The sequence below is a fragment of the uncultured Alsobacter sp. genome (assembly GCF_945952055.1).
GTDB lineage: Bacteria > Pseudomonadota > Alphaproteobacteria > Rhizobiales > Beijerinckiaceae > Alsobacter.
In genome coordinates, this window is sequence record NZ_CAMFHB010000047.1 from 31,690 (window position 1) to 47,760 (window position 16,071).

A 16,071-nucleotide genomic window follows, 5' to 3' on the forward strand; every position below is an offset into this window, starting at 1 on the left:
GAAGGACGCAGGATGCCGCCTCGGCCCCCAGAACTTGCACCCGCCCACCAGCGTGATACTGCACCCCCGTCACCGGAGCCGGACAGCATGACTGCGCGCCGCAGGGCGGACGTCGCCCTCGTCGAGGACGGGCATTTCGAAAGCAGGGCGCGCGCGCAGGACGCGATCGCCGCGGGGCTCGTGCGCGTCAACGGCAAGGCGCTGCGCAAGGCCTCCGAGCCCATCCCGCCCGGCGCCACGATCGAGGCCGAGAAGCCGCATCCCTGGGTGTCGCGCGGCGGGGTGAAGCTCGCCGCCGCGCTCGATCGTTTCGGCATCGATCCGGACGGGCGGGCCTGCCTCGACATCGGTGCCTCGACGGGCGGGTTCACGCAGGTGCTGCTGGAGCGCGGCGCCGCGCGGGTGGTCGCGGTGGACGTCGGGCGTGGCCAGTTGCACCCCGCCCTCCACGGCCATCCACGGCTTCTGTCGCTCGAGGAAACCGATGCGCGCGCCCTCACCGCCGAGACGATCGGCACCGTGCCGAGCCTCGTCACCTTCGACGTCAGCTTCATCGGCCTTGCGGCCGTCCTGCCGTCCGTTCTCGCGCTCGCAGCGCCCGATGCCACGCTGGTCGCTCTCGTGAAGCCGCAGTTCGAAGCCGGCCGGGAGCACGTCAAAAAGGGCATCGTGCGCGATCCGCAGATGCATGCCGCAGTCTGCCAGGCCGCCGCCGATGCCGTCGGTGCGCTCGGCTGGACGGTGCTGGGCACTATCCCGTCCCCCATCGAGGGCGGCGACGGCAACCGCGAATTCCTGCTGGTCGCCACGCGCGGCCAAGCGCAGGACAAGGGAGGCGCAGCATGAGCGTCAACACGCTCGCCGGTCGCCGGCTCCACATCGACAGGATCGGCCAGCGCGGAGACGGCATCGCCGACACCGATGCGGGCCCGGTCTTCGTGCCCTATGCCCTGGCGGGCGAAACCGTTATCGCCGAGGTGGACGGCGAGCGGGGCCGCCTCGTCGCGGTGGAAACCGCGTCGCCGGAGCGCGTCGACGCGCCATGCGCCCTGTTCGGCACCTGCGGCGGGTGCGCCACGCAGCATTGGGCCAGCGAGCCCTATGCCGCCTGGAAGACCGGCCTGGTGGCGACCGCGCTGCGGCAGGCGGGCCTCGACGCCCCCGTTCGCCCGCTCGTCATGGCCCATGGCGACGGCCGCCGCCGCCTCACCATGCACGCACGGCGCGGCGAGGACGGCCGGGTGGCGCTGGGCTTCATGGCCGCGCGCTCCCACGCCATCGTTCCCATCCCGGCCTGCCCGCTGCTGGTGCCGGCGCTGGAGCGCGCCTTGCCCAAGGCACGCGCCATCGCCGAACTGCTGGCCCAGACGGGAAAGCCGCTCGACGTGCAACTGACGGCGACGGCCGGCGGCCTCGACGTCGACGTGCGGGGGCACGGACCGGCCGGTCCGTCCCTGCGGGCCCGCCTCGTCGGGCTCGCCAACGACCTCGACCTCGCGCGCCTGTCGATCCACGGCGACGTCGTCGTGGAGCGCCGGCCGCCGCTGGTGCGCATGGGCAAGGCCGACGTCGCCATCCCGCCGGGAAGCTTCCTGCAGGCCACCGCGGCCGGCGAGGACACCCTGGCCCACCTCGTCACCGCCGCCGTCGGCAAGGCCAAGCGGGTCGCCGACCTCTTCTGCGGGTCCGGCCCGTTTGCCCTGAGGCTGGCCCAGGCGAGCACCGTGCATGCCGTGGAGAGCGACGCCGCCGCGGTCGCGGCGCTCGATAGGGCGGTGCGGTTCACGCAGGGGCTGCGGCCGGTGACGACCGAAGTCCGCGACCTGTTCCGCCGTCCGCTGGTCGGCCCCGAGCTCGCGACCTTCGACGCGGTCGTCTTCGATCCCCCGCGCGCCGGGGCTGAGGCCCAGGCCAAGGCGCTGGCCGCCTCCCCCGTCCCGCGGGTGGTCGCCGTGTCCTGCAATGCCGGCACGTTCGCCCGCGACGCGGCCGCGCTCGTCGCGGGCGGATACCGCCTCCTCGAGGTCACGCCGGTGGACCAGTTCCTCCACTCCGCCCACGTGGAACTCGTGGGCGTGTTCGACAAGCCGAGGACCAAGGGGCCCCGGCGCGCACTGGGATGACGCAGATGGACGGCGCGGCCTTTCTCGAACGCATCGCCGAACTGATCGGGCCGCGCTACGTGGTGACCGATCCGGGCGAGATGGCGGGCCACCTGGTGGAATCGCGCGGGATCTACCGCGGCACGGCGCTCGCGGTGGTGCGTCCCGGCTCCACCGCGGAGGTCGCGCAGGTCCTGGCGCTCGCCAACGAGGCCGGCTTCGGCATCGTGCCCCAGGGCGGAAACACCGGCCTCGTGGGCGGACAGATGCCTCAGGACGCCAGGCGCGAGGTGGTGCTGTCGCTGACCCGCCTGGACCGCATCCGCGAGGTCGACCCCACCTCCGACACCCTGACGGTGGAGGCGGGCGTGACCCTGTTGCGGGCGCAGGAGGCGGCGCAGGCCGTCGACCGCCTGTTCCCCCTGTCGCTCGCCTCGGAAGGCTCCTGCACCATCGGCGGAAACCTCGGCACCAATGCCGGCGGCACCGCGGTGCTGGCCTACGGCAACGCGCGCGACCTGGTCCTCGGGCTCGAGGTCGCGCTGGCCGACGGCCGCGTCTGGAATGGGCTCGGCAAGCTGCGCAAGGACAACACCGGCTACGACCTGAAGCACCTCTTCATCGGCTCGGAAGGCACGCTGGGGATCATCACGGCCGCCGTCCTGAAGCTGTTCCCCGCCCCGCGCTCGACGGTGACCGCCTTCTGCGGCGTCCCCTCGCCGCACGCCGCGCTCGACCTGCTGAAGGCGGCGAAGGCCCAGGCCGGCACGGCCGTGACCACCTTCGAACTCATGCCGCGCTTCGGCATCGACATCGTCGTCACCCACATGGAGGGGTGCCGCGATCCCCTCGCCGGCCGCCATGCCTGGTACGTCCTGATGGAGCTGTCCTCGGCCTCGCAGGCGAGCCTGGAGGAGACGGCCGAGACCATCCTCGGCGACGCGATCGAGGCCGGCTTCGTGGAGGACGCCACGATCGCCTCCTCGCTCGACCAGCGCAACGCGCTGTGGCGCCTGCGCGAGGCGCTGGCCGTGGGCCAGGTGCATGAAGGCGGCTCGGTGAAGCACGACATCTCGCTGCCGCTGGCGCTCGTGCCGGACTTCATCGACGAGTGCTCGGCGGCGCTACGGGCGCGCTTCCCGGGCTGTCGTCCCCTGCCCTTCGGGCACATGGGCGACGGCAACCTGCACTTCAACATCAGCCAGCCCGCGGGCGGCGACAAACAGGCCTTCCTCGCGCAATGGGGCGAGATGAACGAGCTCGTGCACGGCATGACGGTGGCGCGCGGCGGCTCGATCTCGGCCGAGCACGGCATCGGCCGACTGAAGCGCGACCTGCTGCCCGGGGTGAAGGATCCCGTGGCTCTCGAGCTGATGCATACCTTGAAGGCCGCGCTGGACCCTCGGGGCACGCTCAATCCGGGCAAAGTTCTCCGACCCGGTTTACCCTTCGTCAACCTGAGTGTGGCCTCGTCATAAGGCAACCCGCGGACGAACCGCGGCGGCGGAGCATCCGCATGCCGATCGAGAGCCTTCAGTCGCGCGCCCCCGTGACCGCCTACGCCACCGGCGAAGGTGCCACGACGGCCCTGCCGGCCGGCACGATCGAGGCGCGCGTCACGGCCATCCTCGAGAACGGCATCGCCCGCTTCGCCACGGCGTTCGGGTTCGTCGACCTTGCCACGCCCGAACAGATGTCCATCGGTGCCCGCGCGCAGCTTTTGGTCGAGAACACGGGGATCCGCATTCTCCTGACCCAGCTCGGCACCGCCTCTACCGCATCCGGCGGCGCGCCCGCCGGGACGCAGACCGCGGCCACCGCCTCCAATCGGCCGCTGCCGTCCGCACCGCCGTTCGATCCCGTCGCGACGCAGCTCGCATCCGCCGCCCGATCCGCCACCGCCACGCAGCAGAGCCCGGCGGCCCTCCTGTCGAGGCTCGTGCCCCTGCTCGCCCAGTCGACCGGCGCGCTGCCGCCCGACGTGCAACGGGCCGCCGCCCAGCTGCTGTCGCTGCCCCTGCGGGCGGACCAGGCGCTCGATCCCGCCGTCCTGCAGGCGGCGATGCGCCAGTCCGGCCTCTTCCGCGAAGCCAAGGGGGAGACGTCGGGACGCCCCGACTGGAAACAGGCTCTCGTGGCGCTGCGCGGCGCACTCTCCGCCTGGAGCCCGCAAGCCGCCGACATGCCGTCCACCGCGGCACAGGACACGGCGGACGCTCCCGAGGGGACGCCGCCACGCCCGCCCACATCGGGCCCGGCGACCCCGGGCACCGCTGCCGACGCCGGCGCGGCCGCGAGGCTTCTCGCCTCGGCCGCCTCGCGCGTCACCGGCGGCGGCGCGGATGCGACGGCAGCCCTGATGGCCGGCGGCCAGGACGGCGCGGATCCCGCCGCGCCGCCGCGCACTGCACCGGCCGGCGCCGGAACGCCGGAAAGCCTGCTCATAGGCGACGAGACGGCCCTCGCCTCCCGCGCCGCGTCTCCCGCCATGCTCGGCCAGCTCGTGGCGCGCGCCTTCGGCGCCACGCTCGCGGCCACCGCCGGCCGCCCGGCGGGGCCGATGGACGGAGCCACCGAACAGGACCAGCCGGGAACGGTCGTCGGACTGCCCTCGCGCGACCGCGTCGTGCCACCCCGGGCCGACCAGCCTCCGCGCACGCTGCCTCCCGAGACCGCGCCGGACCAATGGCTGCAGGCCGATCCCGCGACGCAGCGCGACACGCTGCTCGCCCTCACCGAGGGCGCGCTGGACCGGGTCAGGCTGTCGCAATTCGCATCCCTGCCGCGCGAGCAGCCGGCCGCCCAGCAGGCCCAGCCCCAGGTGCAGCAGCAGCCGGCCTGGGTCTTCGACGTGCCGGTCTTCGTCGGCCGCGAAACCGCGGTCGCGCAGTTCCGCGTGTCGAAGGACGGGCGCGGCGCGGGGGCCGGCGGCGGCTCCGCGGAGCGCTGGAGCATGGACGTGGCGATCGACACCTCCGAGACGGGGCCGGTGCATGCCCGCGTGCGGCTCGGCGGCGGTGCCATCGGCATCACCTTGTGGGCCGAGCGGCCCGACATGGTCGAGCGGCTCAAGACCGAGATGCCCGACCTGCGGCGCACGCTCGACGCGGCCGCCTTCACGGTCGACGATCTCTCGATTCTTCCTGGCAGCCCGCAGGCGCAAGCCGTTCGCGCCTCAGGCTATTTCCTGGACACGCGCTCATGAGCGCGCCGCCCGACACCCGCCGGCTCGCCGTCGCCCTGCAGTACGACCGCCAGGGCGCGCCGCGCGTCACTGCCAAGGGCCGGGGCGCCACGGCCGAGAAGATCATCGAGACGGCGAAGTCGCACGACATCCCGCTGGAGGACGACCCCGTCCTCGCCGAGGCTCTGGCCAAGATCCCGCTGGACGACGAGATCCCGGTGGAACTCTACAGGGCCGTCGCCACGGTGATCGGCTTCGTCCTGCGGCACCGCCGCGGGCCGGCACGATGACGTTTCCAGTTTGGGAATTCACCAGCCCCTCCACCGTCCTCCCCGGGCCTGGCCCGCGGATTCACGACTTTGGCCCGGCAGCGCAAAGTCGTGGGTGGCCGGGCCGAGCCCGGCCCTGACGCGGAGAGATGGAACTCGTCTGGAGAGACTGGCGCCGCCTCAGCCCTTGTCGCGCATCAGCCGGGCGCGCTCGCGGGTCCAGTCGCGCTGCTTCTCGGTCTCGCGCTTGTCGTGGAGCTTCTTGCCCTTGGCGAGCGCCAGCTCGACCTTCGCGCGGCCCTTGTCGTTGAAGTAGATCTTGAGCGGGACGAGCGTCATGCCCTCGCGCTGGATGGCGGCGACGAGCTTGTCGACCTCGCGCCGGTGCAGCAGGAGCTTCCGCGGGCGCTTCGTCTCGTGGTTGAACTGGTTGGCCTGAAGATATTCGGGGATATAGGCATTCACGAGCCAGATCTCCCCGTTCTTCTCCCCGGCATAGCTTTCGCCGATCGTGGCCTTGCCGCCGCGCAGCGACTTCACCTCGGTGCCCGAGAGCGCGATGCCGGCCTCGAAGGTGTCGTTGATCGCGTACTCGTAGCGCGCCTTCCGGTTCTCGGCGGCAACCTTGTAGTTCGGGTCGTCCTTTCCCTTGATGGCCACTGCTGCGCGATGCTCCGGTTCAGGCGTTCAGGAGCCCGGCGTGGACCATCGCGGCGCGGATGGCCTTGCGGGTGGGCTCGGTCGCGGGGACGAGCGGCAGGCGCGTTTCGTCCGACATGCGTCCCAACGCCGAGAGCCCGTACTTGGCTCCGGCGAGGCCCGGCTCCAGGAAGATGGCGACGTCGAGCGGCACGAGCCGGTCCTGCAGCGCGAGAGCGCGCTTCATGTCGCCTTCCAGCGCCGCTTCCATGCGCTCGGCGCTGAGGCGCGGCGCGACGTTCGACACCACCGAGATGGTGCCCAGCGCGCCGGCGGCGACCGACGGCATGGCGATGATGTCGTCGCCCGAGAGCTGGATGAACTCCGGGCCCATCGCCGCGCGCTGCTGCGAGATGCGCGCCACGCTGCCGGTGGCGTCCTTCACCCCGGCGATGTTCTTGAGCTCGTAGAGCCGCTTCATGGTGTCGACGCTGAGGTCGACCACCGAGCGCGGGGGAATGTTGTAGATGATGATCGGGATGCCGATGGCGTCGTTGACCGCCTTGAAGTGCTGGTACATGCCCTCCTGGGTGGGCTTGTTGTAGTAGGGCGTGACCACCAGCACCGCATCGGCGCCCGCCTTCTCGGCGTGGACGGCGAGGTCGATGGCCTCGACCGTGTTGTTGGAGCCGGCGCCGGCAATCACCGGCACGCGTCCGCGCGCCTCGGCGATGCACATCTCGACGACCTTCTTGTGCTCGGCATGGCTGAGCGTCGGGCTCTCGCCCGTCGTGCCCACCGGAACGAGGCCGTGCGTGCCATTCTCGATCTGCCAGTCGACATGGGCGCGGAAAGCGGCCTCGTCGAGGCGCCCGTCCTTGAACGGCGTCACGAGCGCCGTCAACGATCCCTGGAACCTGTGGCCCTTCGCCATCTCGCGCATCCCCCGAAAACATCGTCCCGCGCCGCGTCGCGGCGCGTCCCACACATAGACGCTCGATGCGCGTGGGGAAAGGGGACAAGGTGGACGCGAACCACCGAGGGGAGAACTGCGTCGGGAGGCGAGTGGCGAGTAGCGAGTAGCGAAAGGGGGAGCCTTGCCGGATGAGCCGCAAGCAGGCTCACCATGCCTACTCGCTATTCGCCATTCGCAATTCGCTCGCCACCCCGCTCCTCCGCCCCCCTGCCCCCGTCCCGCCATGGTGCTTCGCTATTGAATCGATCGGGCCCGTTCGGTTAACGGCGCGTCAACAAGCGCGCGCCCAGAGTGGACGGTGGGGGGCGAGAGTGAGACTCTACGCCGAAAGGTCGACATGACGCGCTTGACCCCGTCGCGGCTCTTCGCCGTTTTCGCTGCCTGCGCGGCCGTGCCCGTGCTGGTCGATTCCGTGCGTTCCGCCGACGATGGCATCTTCTCGGTCGCCAGGCTCGAGGAGGCCGCCCCCCTGGGCGAGGCGAAGCCCGAACCCGTCGCCGTGCAGCTGGACGCCGCCGATGGTGCCGCGTCGCCGCAGGGGCCTCTGGCCGACCGTCTCGCCCCGCGTCCCGAGCATCCGGACCTCGCCGCGCTGCGGGCCGCGCTCGACGCCTATCGCCGGGGCGACCTGGCAGGCGGCGACGCGAAGGCAGCCACCCTGGACGACCCGGCGGCCCGGACGGTGGCCCGCTGGGCCGCCCTGCGGCTGCTGCCGCGCGAGGCGGGCTATGCCCGGATCCAGGCGTTCCTCGCCGAAGAACCGCATTGGCCCGGACGGGGCCAGATGCAGAGGCGGGCCGAGGAGGCGCTCATGGCGAGCCGTCCGACGGCCGAACAGGTGCTGGCCCACTTCAAGGGCCACGTGCCGATGACCGCCATGGGCAAGCTTGCGCTCGCCCGCGCCTGGTCCGCCAATGGCCGCGCGGCCGAGGCGGCGGCCCTGGTCCGGCGCAGCTGGCGCGAGGACGACTTCAGCGCCGAGATCGAGAACGCGGTGCTGGACGATTTCGGCCGCGTCGTCACGCCGGCGGACCACATGGCACGGACCGAGCGCTTCCTGTTCGGCGAGGACTGGGCCGATGGCCTGCGCTGTGCCGCGCGAGCGGGCGCCGACTACGTGAAGCTGGCGCAGGCGCGCATTGCCGCGGCCAAGGGCACCTCCGACATGGCCGCGCTCGTCGACGCGGTTCCCAAGGCGCTGCAGGAGCAGCCCGCCTGGCTGTTCGCCAAGGCCCAGGTGCTGCGGCGCAAGGACAAGCCGCAGGAGGCCGCCCAGCTGCTGGCGCGGGCTCCGCGCGACGCGGCGGCCCTGGTCGCGCCCGAGGGCTGGTGGACGGAACGCCGCATCCTGGCGCGCAAGCTCCTGGACCAGGGCGAGCAGCGGCTGGCCTACGAGGTCGCCGCCGCGCGCCCGCCCGGCACCGGCGCCTATGCCATCGAGGGCGAGTTCCATGCGGGCTGGATCGCGCTGCGCTTCCTGTCCGACCCGGCCACGGCCGCCCGCCACTTCGCGGACGCCGCACGCCATGCCACGACGCCGATCTCGGTTTCCCGGGCGGCGTACTGGCAGGGCCGTGCCGCGGAGGCGGCCGGCGCCGACCCTCATGCCTTCTACGAGACCGCCGCCCGCCACGGCACGACGTGGTACGGGCAACTGGCCCGCGCCCGGCTCGGACGGACGGACCTCGTGCTGCAGCGCCCGAGCGCCTCGCCCACCGGCCCCGGCGCCCTTCTGGGCGATGCCGTGCGGCTGTTGATGGCGGCCGGCGCCCGCGACCTGGCCCTGCCGCTCCTGGCGGATGCCGCCCAGCCCAAGCGCGACCCCGCCGACATGGCCGCCGTGGCGACGGCGGTCGAGGAAATCGGCGATGCCCGCGCCCAGCTGATGATCGGCAAGGCAGCCCTGCAGCGCGGCATTCCGCTCGAGAGCCAGGCCTTTCCGACAGGCGGCATTCCACTGGACGGCCTCGCGACCGAGGGGATCGAGACCCCGCTCGTTCTGGCTGTCGTGCGGCAGGAAAGCTCGTTCGATCCGAAGGCTCAGTCGACCGCGGGCGCCCGGGGCCTGATGCAGCTCATGCCTGCGACCGCCCGCGAAACCGCCGGAAAGCTGAAGCTCGACTTCTCGCTCGACCGCCTCACCGCGGACCCCGGCTACAACGCCGCGCTGGGCTCGGCCTATCTGTCGGGGCTCGCGGCGGAGTGGCGGGGCTCCTACATCCTCGCCATCGCGGCCTACAACGCCGGCTCGGGCAACGTGAAGAAGTGGGTGGAAGCCTATGGCGATCCACGCAATGCGGCGATCGACCCGATTGATTGGGTGGAGCGGATCCCGTTTACCGAGACCCGAAACTACGTGCAGCGCGTGATGGAGAACCTGCAGGCCTATCGCAGCCGCATGGGCGATCGCGAGGCCATGTTGATCATGCAGGATCTGCGGCGCGGAGCGCCCAAGGGAGAAGCGAGCCGGTGAGTTCCGAAGGGTTCGAGAGCGTCTTCACCACGGCGTCGGACGGATGCCGCCTCCATGCCCGCATCTACGGCGCGCATCTCGAGGACCGGCTGCCGGCGCTCTGCCTCGCCGGACTGACCCGCAACAGCACCGATTTCCATGATCTCGCCCTGGCGCTCTCCGGGCACAAGCACCGGCCGCGCAAGGTGGTGTCGATCGACTATCGCGGCAGGGGCCTCTCCGGCCGGGACGCCGACTGGCGCCGCTACGATCCGCGCATCGAGTGCGAGGACGTGCTGGCCCAGTGCACGGCCCTGGGGATCGAGGAGGCGGCCGTCGTCGGCACGTCACGCGGCGGGCTCGTGGCCATGGCGATCGGCGCCATGCGGCCGGCGATGCTGCGGGCCGTGGTGCTGAACGACATCGGCCCCGTCATCGACTCGCAGGGGTTGATCCGCATCCGCGGCTCGGTCGGCAAGCTGCCGCCGCCGCGCTCCATGCACGATGCCGTGGCGATCCTGCGCAGCGTCTCGGACGCCCGCTTCCCCGGGCTCTCGGACGAGGACTGGATGGCCCTGGCACAAGGCACCTTCCGCGACGACGGCGGCCGGCTCGCGCCCACCTACGACACCGCGCTGATGAAGGGCCTCGCCGAACTCGACCTCGACGCCCCCCTGCCGCAGCTCTGGTCGTTGTTCGCGGGGTTGAACCACGTGCCGGTCCTCGCCATCCGCGGCGAGAACTCCGACCTGCTCAGCGACAAGACGCTGGCCGCCATGGAAGCCGCCCACCCGGCGTGCGAGCGCTGGGTTGTCCCCGGCCAGGGCCACGCGCCCCTGCTGCGCGACGCCCCCACCATGAACCGCATCGCCAGCTTCATCGCCCACGCCGAGGACGGCCGGGCGGGCGTCAAGACACCCGCGGAGGCGGGCGCGTGACTGTCTGATTTATCCTGCGTCCTTCGACACGCCCGCTCCGCGGGCTGCTCAGAGCTTGTGGATCTATCAGCGAAGGACTGGCAGTCCAGTTCAAACCGACCTCTCAGCCGTCATCCCCGGGCTTGGCCCGGGGACCCACGACCTTGCCTGTGCCATTCTGAAGTCGTGGGTGGCCGGGCCAAGCCCGGCCATGACGCGGAGAGGGAGGTGCGAGCTGGACCACCGAAAAATTCACGAGCTCTGAGCAGGCCGCGCAGCGGCCGTGTCGAAGCCTCATGCTGAGCCTGTCGAAGCACGCACGAACCCTCAACCCGACAAAAAAGCCCCGGCCGATGGCCGGGGCTTTTTCGTTCGACCCTGCCGTCAGGATCAGAAATCGCGCTCGAAGCGGATGCGGCCGGCCCAGTTGTCGCGCTCGTCGAAAGCGGCGATCGGGAGCAGGTTGCGCGGGGTCTGGGTGAGCTTCGAGTAGGTGACCTCGGCGCCGATATCGAGGTTCTTCACCGGCGACCAGATCAGGTTGGTGCCGGCCGAGAAGGCGGCGGTGTCGTAGAGCGGGCCCCAGTGGTCGAGACGGCCATAGGCGGCGAAGACGCCCTGGCGGACCGTGGGGGTCCAGTAGTGCAGCAGGCCGCCGGTCACCGACCAGGACTTGGTGGTGTGGCCATTGCCGTTCACGTCGTAGATGACGTCGGCGGTCGCCGGGGTCAGCGTGCCGGCGCCGGTCGCGGCCCAGCCGGTGTAGCTGTTGGCGCCGTTGGCGTAGGCTGCCTGCAGGAAGAGCGCGTCGCCCGGGGCGAGCATCGGCAGGTTGACCTTCAGGCCGCCCTGGATGGCATAGCCGTATTCGGTGTCGCCGATCGTGTTGCCGAGGCCGAACACGTTGTTGACGTTGCTGCCGAGGCCGACGCGGCTCTGGTGCACGGCGGCCGACAGAGCGGCCTGGCCCCAGGCGGCGGTGTAGTCGAGGCGGCCGACGATGTCGGGCATCACGTGCCCGCCGTAGGTCGGGTTGCCGATGATCGTGAAGGCACCGTTGGCGCGGGCGAGCGCGTTGGCCCGGCGCTCCGTGCCGTCCTCGATGGCGATCGTGGCCGAGAAGTCGCCGAAGGTCGCCGTGTAGGCCAGCGTGTTGATGGAGCTGTAGTCAGCGCCGCGGCCCAGGTTGCCGCCGCCCTCGAACGAGATGCCGCCGAAGGGCGCGAACTCGAAGAAGGAGGTCGCCACGCGGCCGGCCGTGATGCCGGCGAACTGGATGTAGGCCCAGTCGAGGACGACGTCGGCGTTGGTGGTGCCGGCACCGTTGCCGATGTTGGCGTTGTTCACGTTGTTGGCGTTGAAGCCGCGGCCGGAGTCGCGCGTCACGTAGATGCGGGTCGAGGCGCGCAGCGGGCCGTAGCCGGTGTTGTTGATCGCGTCGAGCGTGAAGTAGCCGCGGCCACGGAAGGACGTCGTGTTCGCGTCACGCGTGAACGGCTGGTTGTAGTAGTACTCGGCGCGGACACGACCGCCGACCTTCAGGCAGGTATCGGTGCCGGGAACCACGAAACCGGTGACTTCGCCGATGGAGCAGATCCGGACGTACTCAACCGGGGCGGCCTTCTTGGAAGGCAGGTCCGCTGCGGAGGCGACGCCGACGATGGACAGGGCGGCAGCCGAGCCGAGGAAGATCGAGGAAAGGCGCATGGAAGTCTCCGAGCGGAACGTCTGGATGCGTCAGGGGCAAAGGGCCCTGCCATGACCAAACAGTGTCCGCCAGCCGGAAGCTTTGCAACCGTATGTTGCAGTAGCGAAGGCATCGCGGCTCTACACGCGCTTCAGCTGTGTTTTCGACACAACACTCTTCTTGAAGAGATGAACGTTTCAGGGCACTTAGCCTGAATTTTGGGCAGCCAGAATCCAACATTACGCCCTCGTCATCTTGCAAAAGACGACCGACGCAAGAGACCCCGGCACGGGGCCGGGGCTCCTCCTCCACGTCGTGACGAATCGCGAGCTGGGCCGGAGGCCTCAGAAGTCCCGTTCGAAGCGCACGCGGCCCGACCAGGAGTCACGCTGGTCGAAGGCCTGCAGCGGCAGAAGGCTGCGCGGGGTCTGCGTCAGCTTGGCGTAGACGACCTCGGCCCCGACGTCGAGGTTGCGCACCGGCGACCAGATGAGGTTCGTGCCGGCCGACACGGCCGCCACGTCGTTCGACGGCCCGAACTGGTCGAGCCTGCCCCAGGCCGCGAAAACGCCCTGGCGCAGGGACGGCGTCCAGTAGTGCAGCAGGCCACCGGTGACGGACCAGGAGTCCGACAGCTTCGCTTTCCCGGCCGCATCGTAGGCGACGTCGTAGCTCTGCGGCGCGAGCGTCCCGGCTCCCGTGCCGCCCCATCCCGTGTAGCTGTTGGCCCCCGTGGCATAGGCCGCCTGGAGGAACAGCGCGTCGCCCGCGCCGAGCGACGGCAGGTTGACCTTGAGGCCCCCCTGCACGGCGAAGCCATACGCCGTCTCGCCGACGGCGCCGGCGGTGAAGGCGTTCGGGTAAGTCGTGGAGATCGCGAGGACGCCACCAGCACCAATGAACTGGGCCCGGAAGGCCGTCGACGGAGAGGCTGCACGCGACTGATGGATGGCACCCGTCAGCGCGGCCTGGCCCCAGTCGTCAGTGTAGTCGAGACGGCCGACGAGATCGGGAACGGCGTGACCAGCATACGCGGGCGTGTCACCGGAGACCGCGCCGAGCCCGACGCGCCGCTCGGTCCCGTCCTCGATGGCGAGGGTTGCAGTCAACAGGCCCAGGTTCGCGGTGTAGGCTAGGGTATTGATCGATCCGTAGTCGGAGCCACGGCCCAGCGTCCCGCCGCCGTCGAATGAGACGCCACCGAAGGGCGCGAATTCGAAGAAGGACGTGCCGATCCGCCCTGCCGTGAGGTTGCCGAATTGCACATAGGCAAAATCGAGCGTCGGGTTCGCGTCCGTTCCGGAGGGCAGCCGCGTTCCTGCAGGCGCGCCCGACCCGGCGGTGACGCGACCGGTGTCGCGGGTCACGAACACGCGCGCCGCCGTTCGCACGACACCGAACTCCGTGCTCGTGAGAGCGTCCAGGCCCACATAGCCACGACCGCGCGTCGCGGTCGCATGGGAGTCCCGACTGAAGGTCTCCGCATAAAAATATTCGGCCCGCACACGCCCGCTGACCTTGAGGCAGGTGTCCGAGCCGGGGATCACGAAACCGCTGACATCGCCAATCTTGCAAATCCGAACATAGTCGACGGCAGCAGCCTTCTTCGACGGCAGATCGGCCGCCTTGGCACCTGTCGAAAGAAAGACGAGGGTGCTCGCATAAAGAATTGACTTCAACATCGCGCATCCACCGCAAGAAATTAAGGCAATACCACTATTATCTTCATTTTCCCTGAAGATCAATGTAATTTTCGCAGTCGCAGCAAAGTACTAGAAACAATAATACTTATTCGGCAAATCTATCGTTGGTTGTAGTGATGACCAAAAAAGAGCCCTGGCTCACGCCAGGGCTCCATATGCTGTATCGATCGATCAGAAATCGCGCTGGAAGCGAATGCGGCTAAAGTAGTTGTCGCGAGATGAACCAACGGCCAGCGGAAGAGCCGAGTTCGGCGTGTCCGTGAGCTTCTGGTACCCAACTTCGGCGCCGATATCCAAGCCCTTCACCGGCGACCAATACACGTTCGTGCCGACGGTCAAAGCCGCTGCGTCGTACAGTTTGCCGTACTGGTCAAGCTTACCGTAGCCGACGAACACGCCCTGGCGGACCGTGGGCGTCCAGTAGTGCAGCAGGCCGCCGACCACCGAATAGGACTTCGACGTTTTCGCATTGCCCGCCGGATCGTAGATCACGTCAGCCGAGGTGATCGTGCTGAACGTACCGACCCCCGTGGTGCTCCAGCCAGTGTAGCTGTTGGCGCCATCGGCGTACGCCGCCTGAAGGAACAGAGCATCACCAGCAGCGATCATCGGGAGGTTGATCTTCAAGCCACCCTGGATCGCGAAGCCGTATACCGTGTCACCGACGGCGCCATTGGTGTAGCTGTTGCCGAAACCTTCAGTCACGGCGCCAGTGGCAGCAGTCATCGTGCGGGTCTTGGTACCAGGCGAACCGACGCGAGTCTGGTGGATGGCGCCGGTCAGCGCGGCCTGCCCCCAAGTGCCGGTATAATCGAGGCGCCCCACGACGTCCGGCATGGAATGGCCACCGTAGGTCGGAGCCTTCTCACCGGTAAGCAGCTTGAAGTCGGCACCGGCATTGGCAATGCCAACGCGGCGCTCCGTGCCGTCTTCGATCGCGAGCGTGGCCGTGAACCCACCGCCGAACTGAGCCGTATAGGCCAGGACGTTGTTCGCGCCGTAGTCAGAGCCGCGGCCGAGAGCATTGCCGCCAACCATCGACACGCCGCCGAGCGGGGCGAATTCGAAGAAGGAGACGGGGAGGCGGCCAGCAGTAATTCCGGCGAACTGGATGTAAGCCCAATCGAGCGTGATGTTGGCGTCAGTGCCGCTCGGAAGAGTCGTGCCGCCAGCAGCGCCCGAACCGCCCGTCACACGACCAGAGTCACGCGTGACAAAGATTCCGGTCGTCGCGCGCAGCGGACCCCAGTCGGTCGGGGTGTAACTGTCAAGGCGGACGTAGCCGCGAGCGCGGGTCGAGGTCGTGTTGGAATCGCGCGAGAATGGCTGGTTATAGTAGTAGTCCGCACGGACGCGGCCATACACGCGCAGGCAGGTGTCGGAGCCCGGGACGTAGAAGAACCCGGCGCCGAACTGCGAGCAGACGCGCACGTACTCGACAGGAGCCGCCTTCTTCGACGGCAGGTCGGCAGCGAAGCCGACGGTCCCCATGGCGAGCAGGGCCGCCGAGGACAAAAGGGGCGTGGTGAAACGCATGGGTGTCTTTGCTCCTGAAATGGACCCTGCGGCTTGAAAATGAGACGACCGCAGGCACGGCAGCAGAGTTGCTCTGCTTCGGACGGCGCTTCAACATCAGAAAGACATGAAGAGCCCCAAAACAGGCCAATTGCCGTCAGTGTTGCTCAGGAAACACAGAGTATTCGCGTAAGGGTTGTATTTTCTAAGAGATATTACAACTACAGGTTATATTTGTCCCGAAACGTCCGCGGATCCTCTCTTTGCGCAGCTTCCACTCTCCTCGTCCTGAGAGCGTGTGAATCGATCCCAGCACCCATTCCTTCGTCCTGAGAGCTTGTGCACCGAACCCCGGTAGGGCGTTGCATCTGACATCGGCGGCGGGCGACCAACTCTCCGCCGTCCTGCCCGGGCTTGGCCCTTCTGGATTCACACATCTCTGCACGGCCTGGATTGAAGGCGCTCTCCCTCCCCTGCAGGGGAGGGTGGCAGCCGCAAAGCGGCTGACGGGTGGGGACCGCGACGAAGAACGAGGCGGTCAAGCCGGGGCCGGTCCTGTCGTCGTACAAAAGCCTGCCGCACCGCCCCCACCCGTCTCGCGCTTCGCGCGATCCACCCTCCCCTGCA

At 69.4% G+C, this 16,071-nt stretch carries 12 protein-coding genes; 7 read left to right on the forward strand and 5 right to left on the reverse strand.

The features are described 5' to 3' along the window. Positions 1-87 precede the first annotated feature (87 nt). Genes Q0Q47_RS25245 through Q0Q47_RS25265 form a run of 5 tightly spaced genes read left to right on the forward strand, consistent with a single transcriptional unit; the run spans position 88 to position 5,576 of the window. Positions 88-846, forward strand: coding sequence for a TlyA family RNA methyltransferase (locus tag Q0Q47_RS25245; RefSeq protein WP_293866701.1), 759 nt, complete (start codon positions 88-90; stop codon positions 844-846). Then, positions 843-2,123 (forward strand): class I SAM-dependent RNA methyltransferase, encoded by a 1,281-nt coding sequence (locus Q0Q47_RS25250; protein WP_293866704.1) that lies wholly within the window; start codon positions 843-845, stop codon positions 2,121-2,123. The genes Q0Q47_RS25245 and Q0Q47_RS25250 overlap by 4 nt, the downstream gene beginning before the upstream one ends. Continuing rightward, complete coding sequence (locus Q0Q47_RS25255) at positions 2,120-3,580, forward strand: FAD-binding oxidoreductase (protein WP_293866707.1); 1,461 nt, start codon at positions 2,120-2,122, stop codon at positions 3,578-3,580. Before Q0Q47_RS25250 ends, Q0Q47_RS25255 begins: the two co-directional genes overlap by 4 nt. A gap of 38 nt (positions 3,581-3,618) precedes the next feature. After that, positions 3,619-5,307 (forward strand): flagellar hook-length control protein FliK, encoded by a 1,689-nt coding sequence (locus Q0Q47_RS25260; RefSeq protein WP_293866710.1) that lies wholly within the window; start codon positions 3,619-3,621, stop codon positions 5,305-5,307. Beyond that, positions 5,304-5,576 carry an EscU/YscU/HrcU family type III secretion system export apparatus switch protein gene (locus tag Q0Q47_RS25265; protein WP_293866713.1) on the forward strand — a complete coding sequence of 91 codons (273 nt, stop codon included), beginning with the start codon at positions 5,304-5,306 and terminating at the stop codon, positions 5,574-5,576. Before Q0Q47_RS25260 ends, Q0Q47_RS25265 begins: the two co-directional genes overlap by 4 nt. Positions 5,577-5,735: 159 nt before the next feature. Here the strand turns inward: Q0Q47_RS25265 and smpB are convergent, their stop codons facing one another. Together smpB and dapA are read right to left on the reverse strand one after the other, a co-directional pair. Then, the gene (gene smpB / locus Q0Q47_RS25270; protein ID WP_293866741.1) at positions 5,736-6,209 is read right to left on the reverse strand and encodes an SsrA-binding protein SmpB; all 474 of its coding nucleotides are present in this window, start codon (positions 6,207-6,209) and stop codon (positions 5,736-5,738) included. Between the two features lie 25 nt (positions 6,210-6,234). Next, entirely contained in the window at positions 6,235-7,128 is an 894-nt protein-coding gene (dapA, locus tag Q0Q47_RS25275; RefSeq protein WP_293866716.1) for a 4-hydroxy-tetrahydrodipicolinate synthase, read from the reverse strand. A gap of 379 nt (positions 7,129-7,507) precedes the next feature. Here dapA and Q0Q47_RS25280 point away from each other — a divergent pair, with 379 nt between their 5' ends. Continuing rightward, positions 7,508-9,643, forward strand: coding sequence for a lytic transglycosylase domain-containing protein (locus Q0Q47_RS25280; RefSeq protein WP_293866719.1), 2,136 nt, complete (start codon positions 7,508-7,510; stop codon positions 9,641-9,643). Next, the gene (locus tag Q0Q47_RS25285) at positions 9,640-10,560 is read left to right on the forward strand and encodes an alpha/beta hydrolase (protein WP_293866722.1); all 921 of its coding nucleotides are present in this window, start codon (positions 9,640-9,642) and stop codon (positions 10,558-10,560) included. Before Q0Q47_RS25280 ends, Q0Q47_RS25285 begins: the two co-directional genes overlap by 4 nt. A gap of 369 nt (positions 10,561-10,929) precedes the next feature. On the opposite strand, the gene Q0Q47_RS25290 is transcribed toward Q0Q47_RS25285, so the two are convergent. The 3 genes from Q0Q47_RS25290 to Q0Q47_RS25300 form a co-directional block, all read right to left on the reverse strand. Continuing rightward, positions 10,930-12,246, reverse strand: a complete 1,317-nt coding sequence (locus tag Q0Q47_RS25290; protein WP_293866725.1) for a porin — start codon at positions 12,244-12,246, stop codon at positions 10,930-10,932. A gap of 324 nt (positions 12,247-12,570) precedes the next feature. Then, positions 12,571-13,971, reverse strand: coding sequence for a porin (locus tag Q0Q47_RS25295; RefSeq protein ID WP_293866729.1), 1,401 nt, complete (start codon positions 13,969-13,971; stop codon positions 12,571-12,573). A 129-nt stretch (positions 13,972-14,100) separates the two neighbouring features. Continuing rightward, positions 14,101-15,465 (reverse strand): porin, encoded by a 1,365-nt coding sequence (locus Q0Q47_RS25300; protein WP_293866732.1) that lies wholly within the window; start codon positions 15,463-15,465, stop codon positions 14,101-14,103. Positions 15,466-16,071: the final 606 nt, after the last annotated feature.

Excerpts from the sequence above, each read along its gene's own strand:
- Q0Q47_RS25245 (WP_293866701.1), top strand. The coding sequence starts at position 88 with ATGACTGCGCGCCGCAGGGCGGACGTCGCCCTCGTCGAGGACGGGCAT.
- Q0Q47_RS25250 (WP_293866704.1), top strand. The coding sequence starts at position 843 with ATGAGCGTCAACACGCTCGCCGGTCGCCGGCTCCACATCGACAGGATC.
- Q0Q47_RS25255 (WP_293866707.1), top strand. The coding sequence starts at position 2,120 with ATGACGCAGATGGACGGCGCGGCCTTTCTCGAACGCATCGCCGAACTG.
- Q0Q47_RS25260 (WP_293866710.1), top strand. The coding sequence starts at position 3,619 with ATGCCGATCGAGAGCCTTCAGTCGCGCGCCCCCGTGACCGCCTACGCC.
- Q0Q47_RS25265 (WP_293866713.1), top strand. The coding sequence starts at position 5,304 with ATGAGCGCGCCGCCCGACACCCGCCGGCTCGCCGTCGCCCTGCAGTAC.
- dapA (WP_293866716.1), bottom strand. The coding sequence starts at position 7,128 with ATGGCGAAGGGCCACAGGTTCCAGGGATCGTTGACGGCGCTCGTGACG.
- Q0Q47_RS25280 (WP_293866719.1), top strand. The coding sequence starts at position 7,508 with ATGACGCGCTTGACCCCGTCGCGGCTCTTCGCCGTTTTCGCTGCCTGC.
- Q0Q47_RS25290 (WP_293866725.1), bottom strand. The coding sequence starts at position 12,246 with ATGCGCCTTTCCTCGATCTTCCTCGGCTCGGCTGCCGCCCTGTCCATC.
- Q0Q47_RS25300 (WP_293866732.1), bottom strand. The coding sequence starts at position 15,465 with ATGCGTTTCACCACGCCCCTTTTGTCCTCGGCGGCCCTGCTCGCCATG.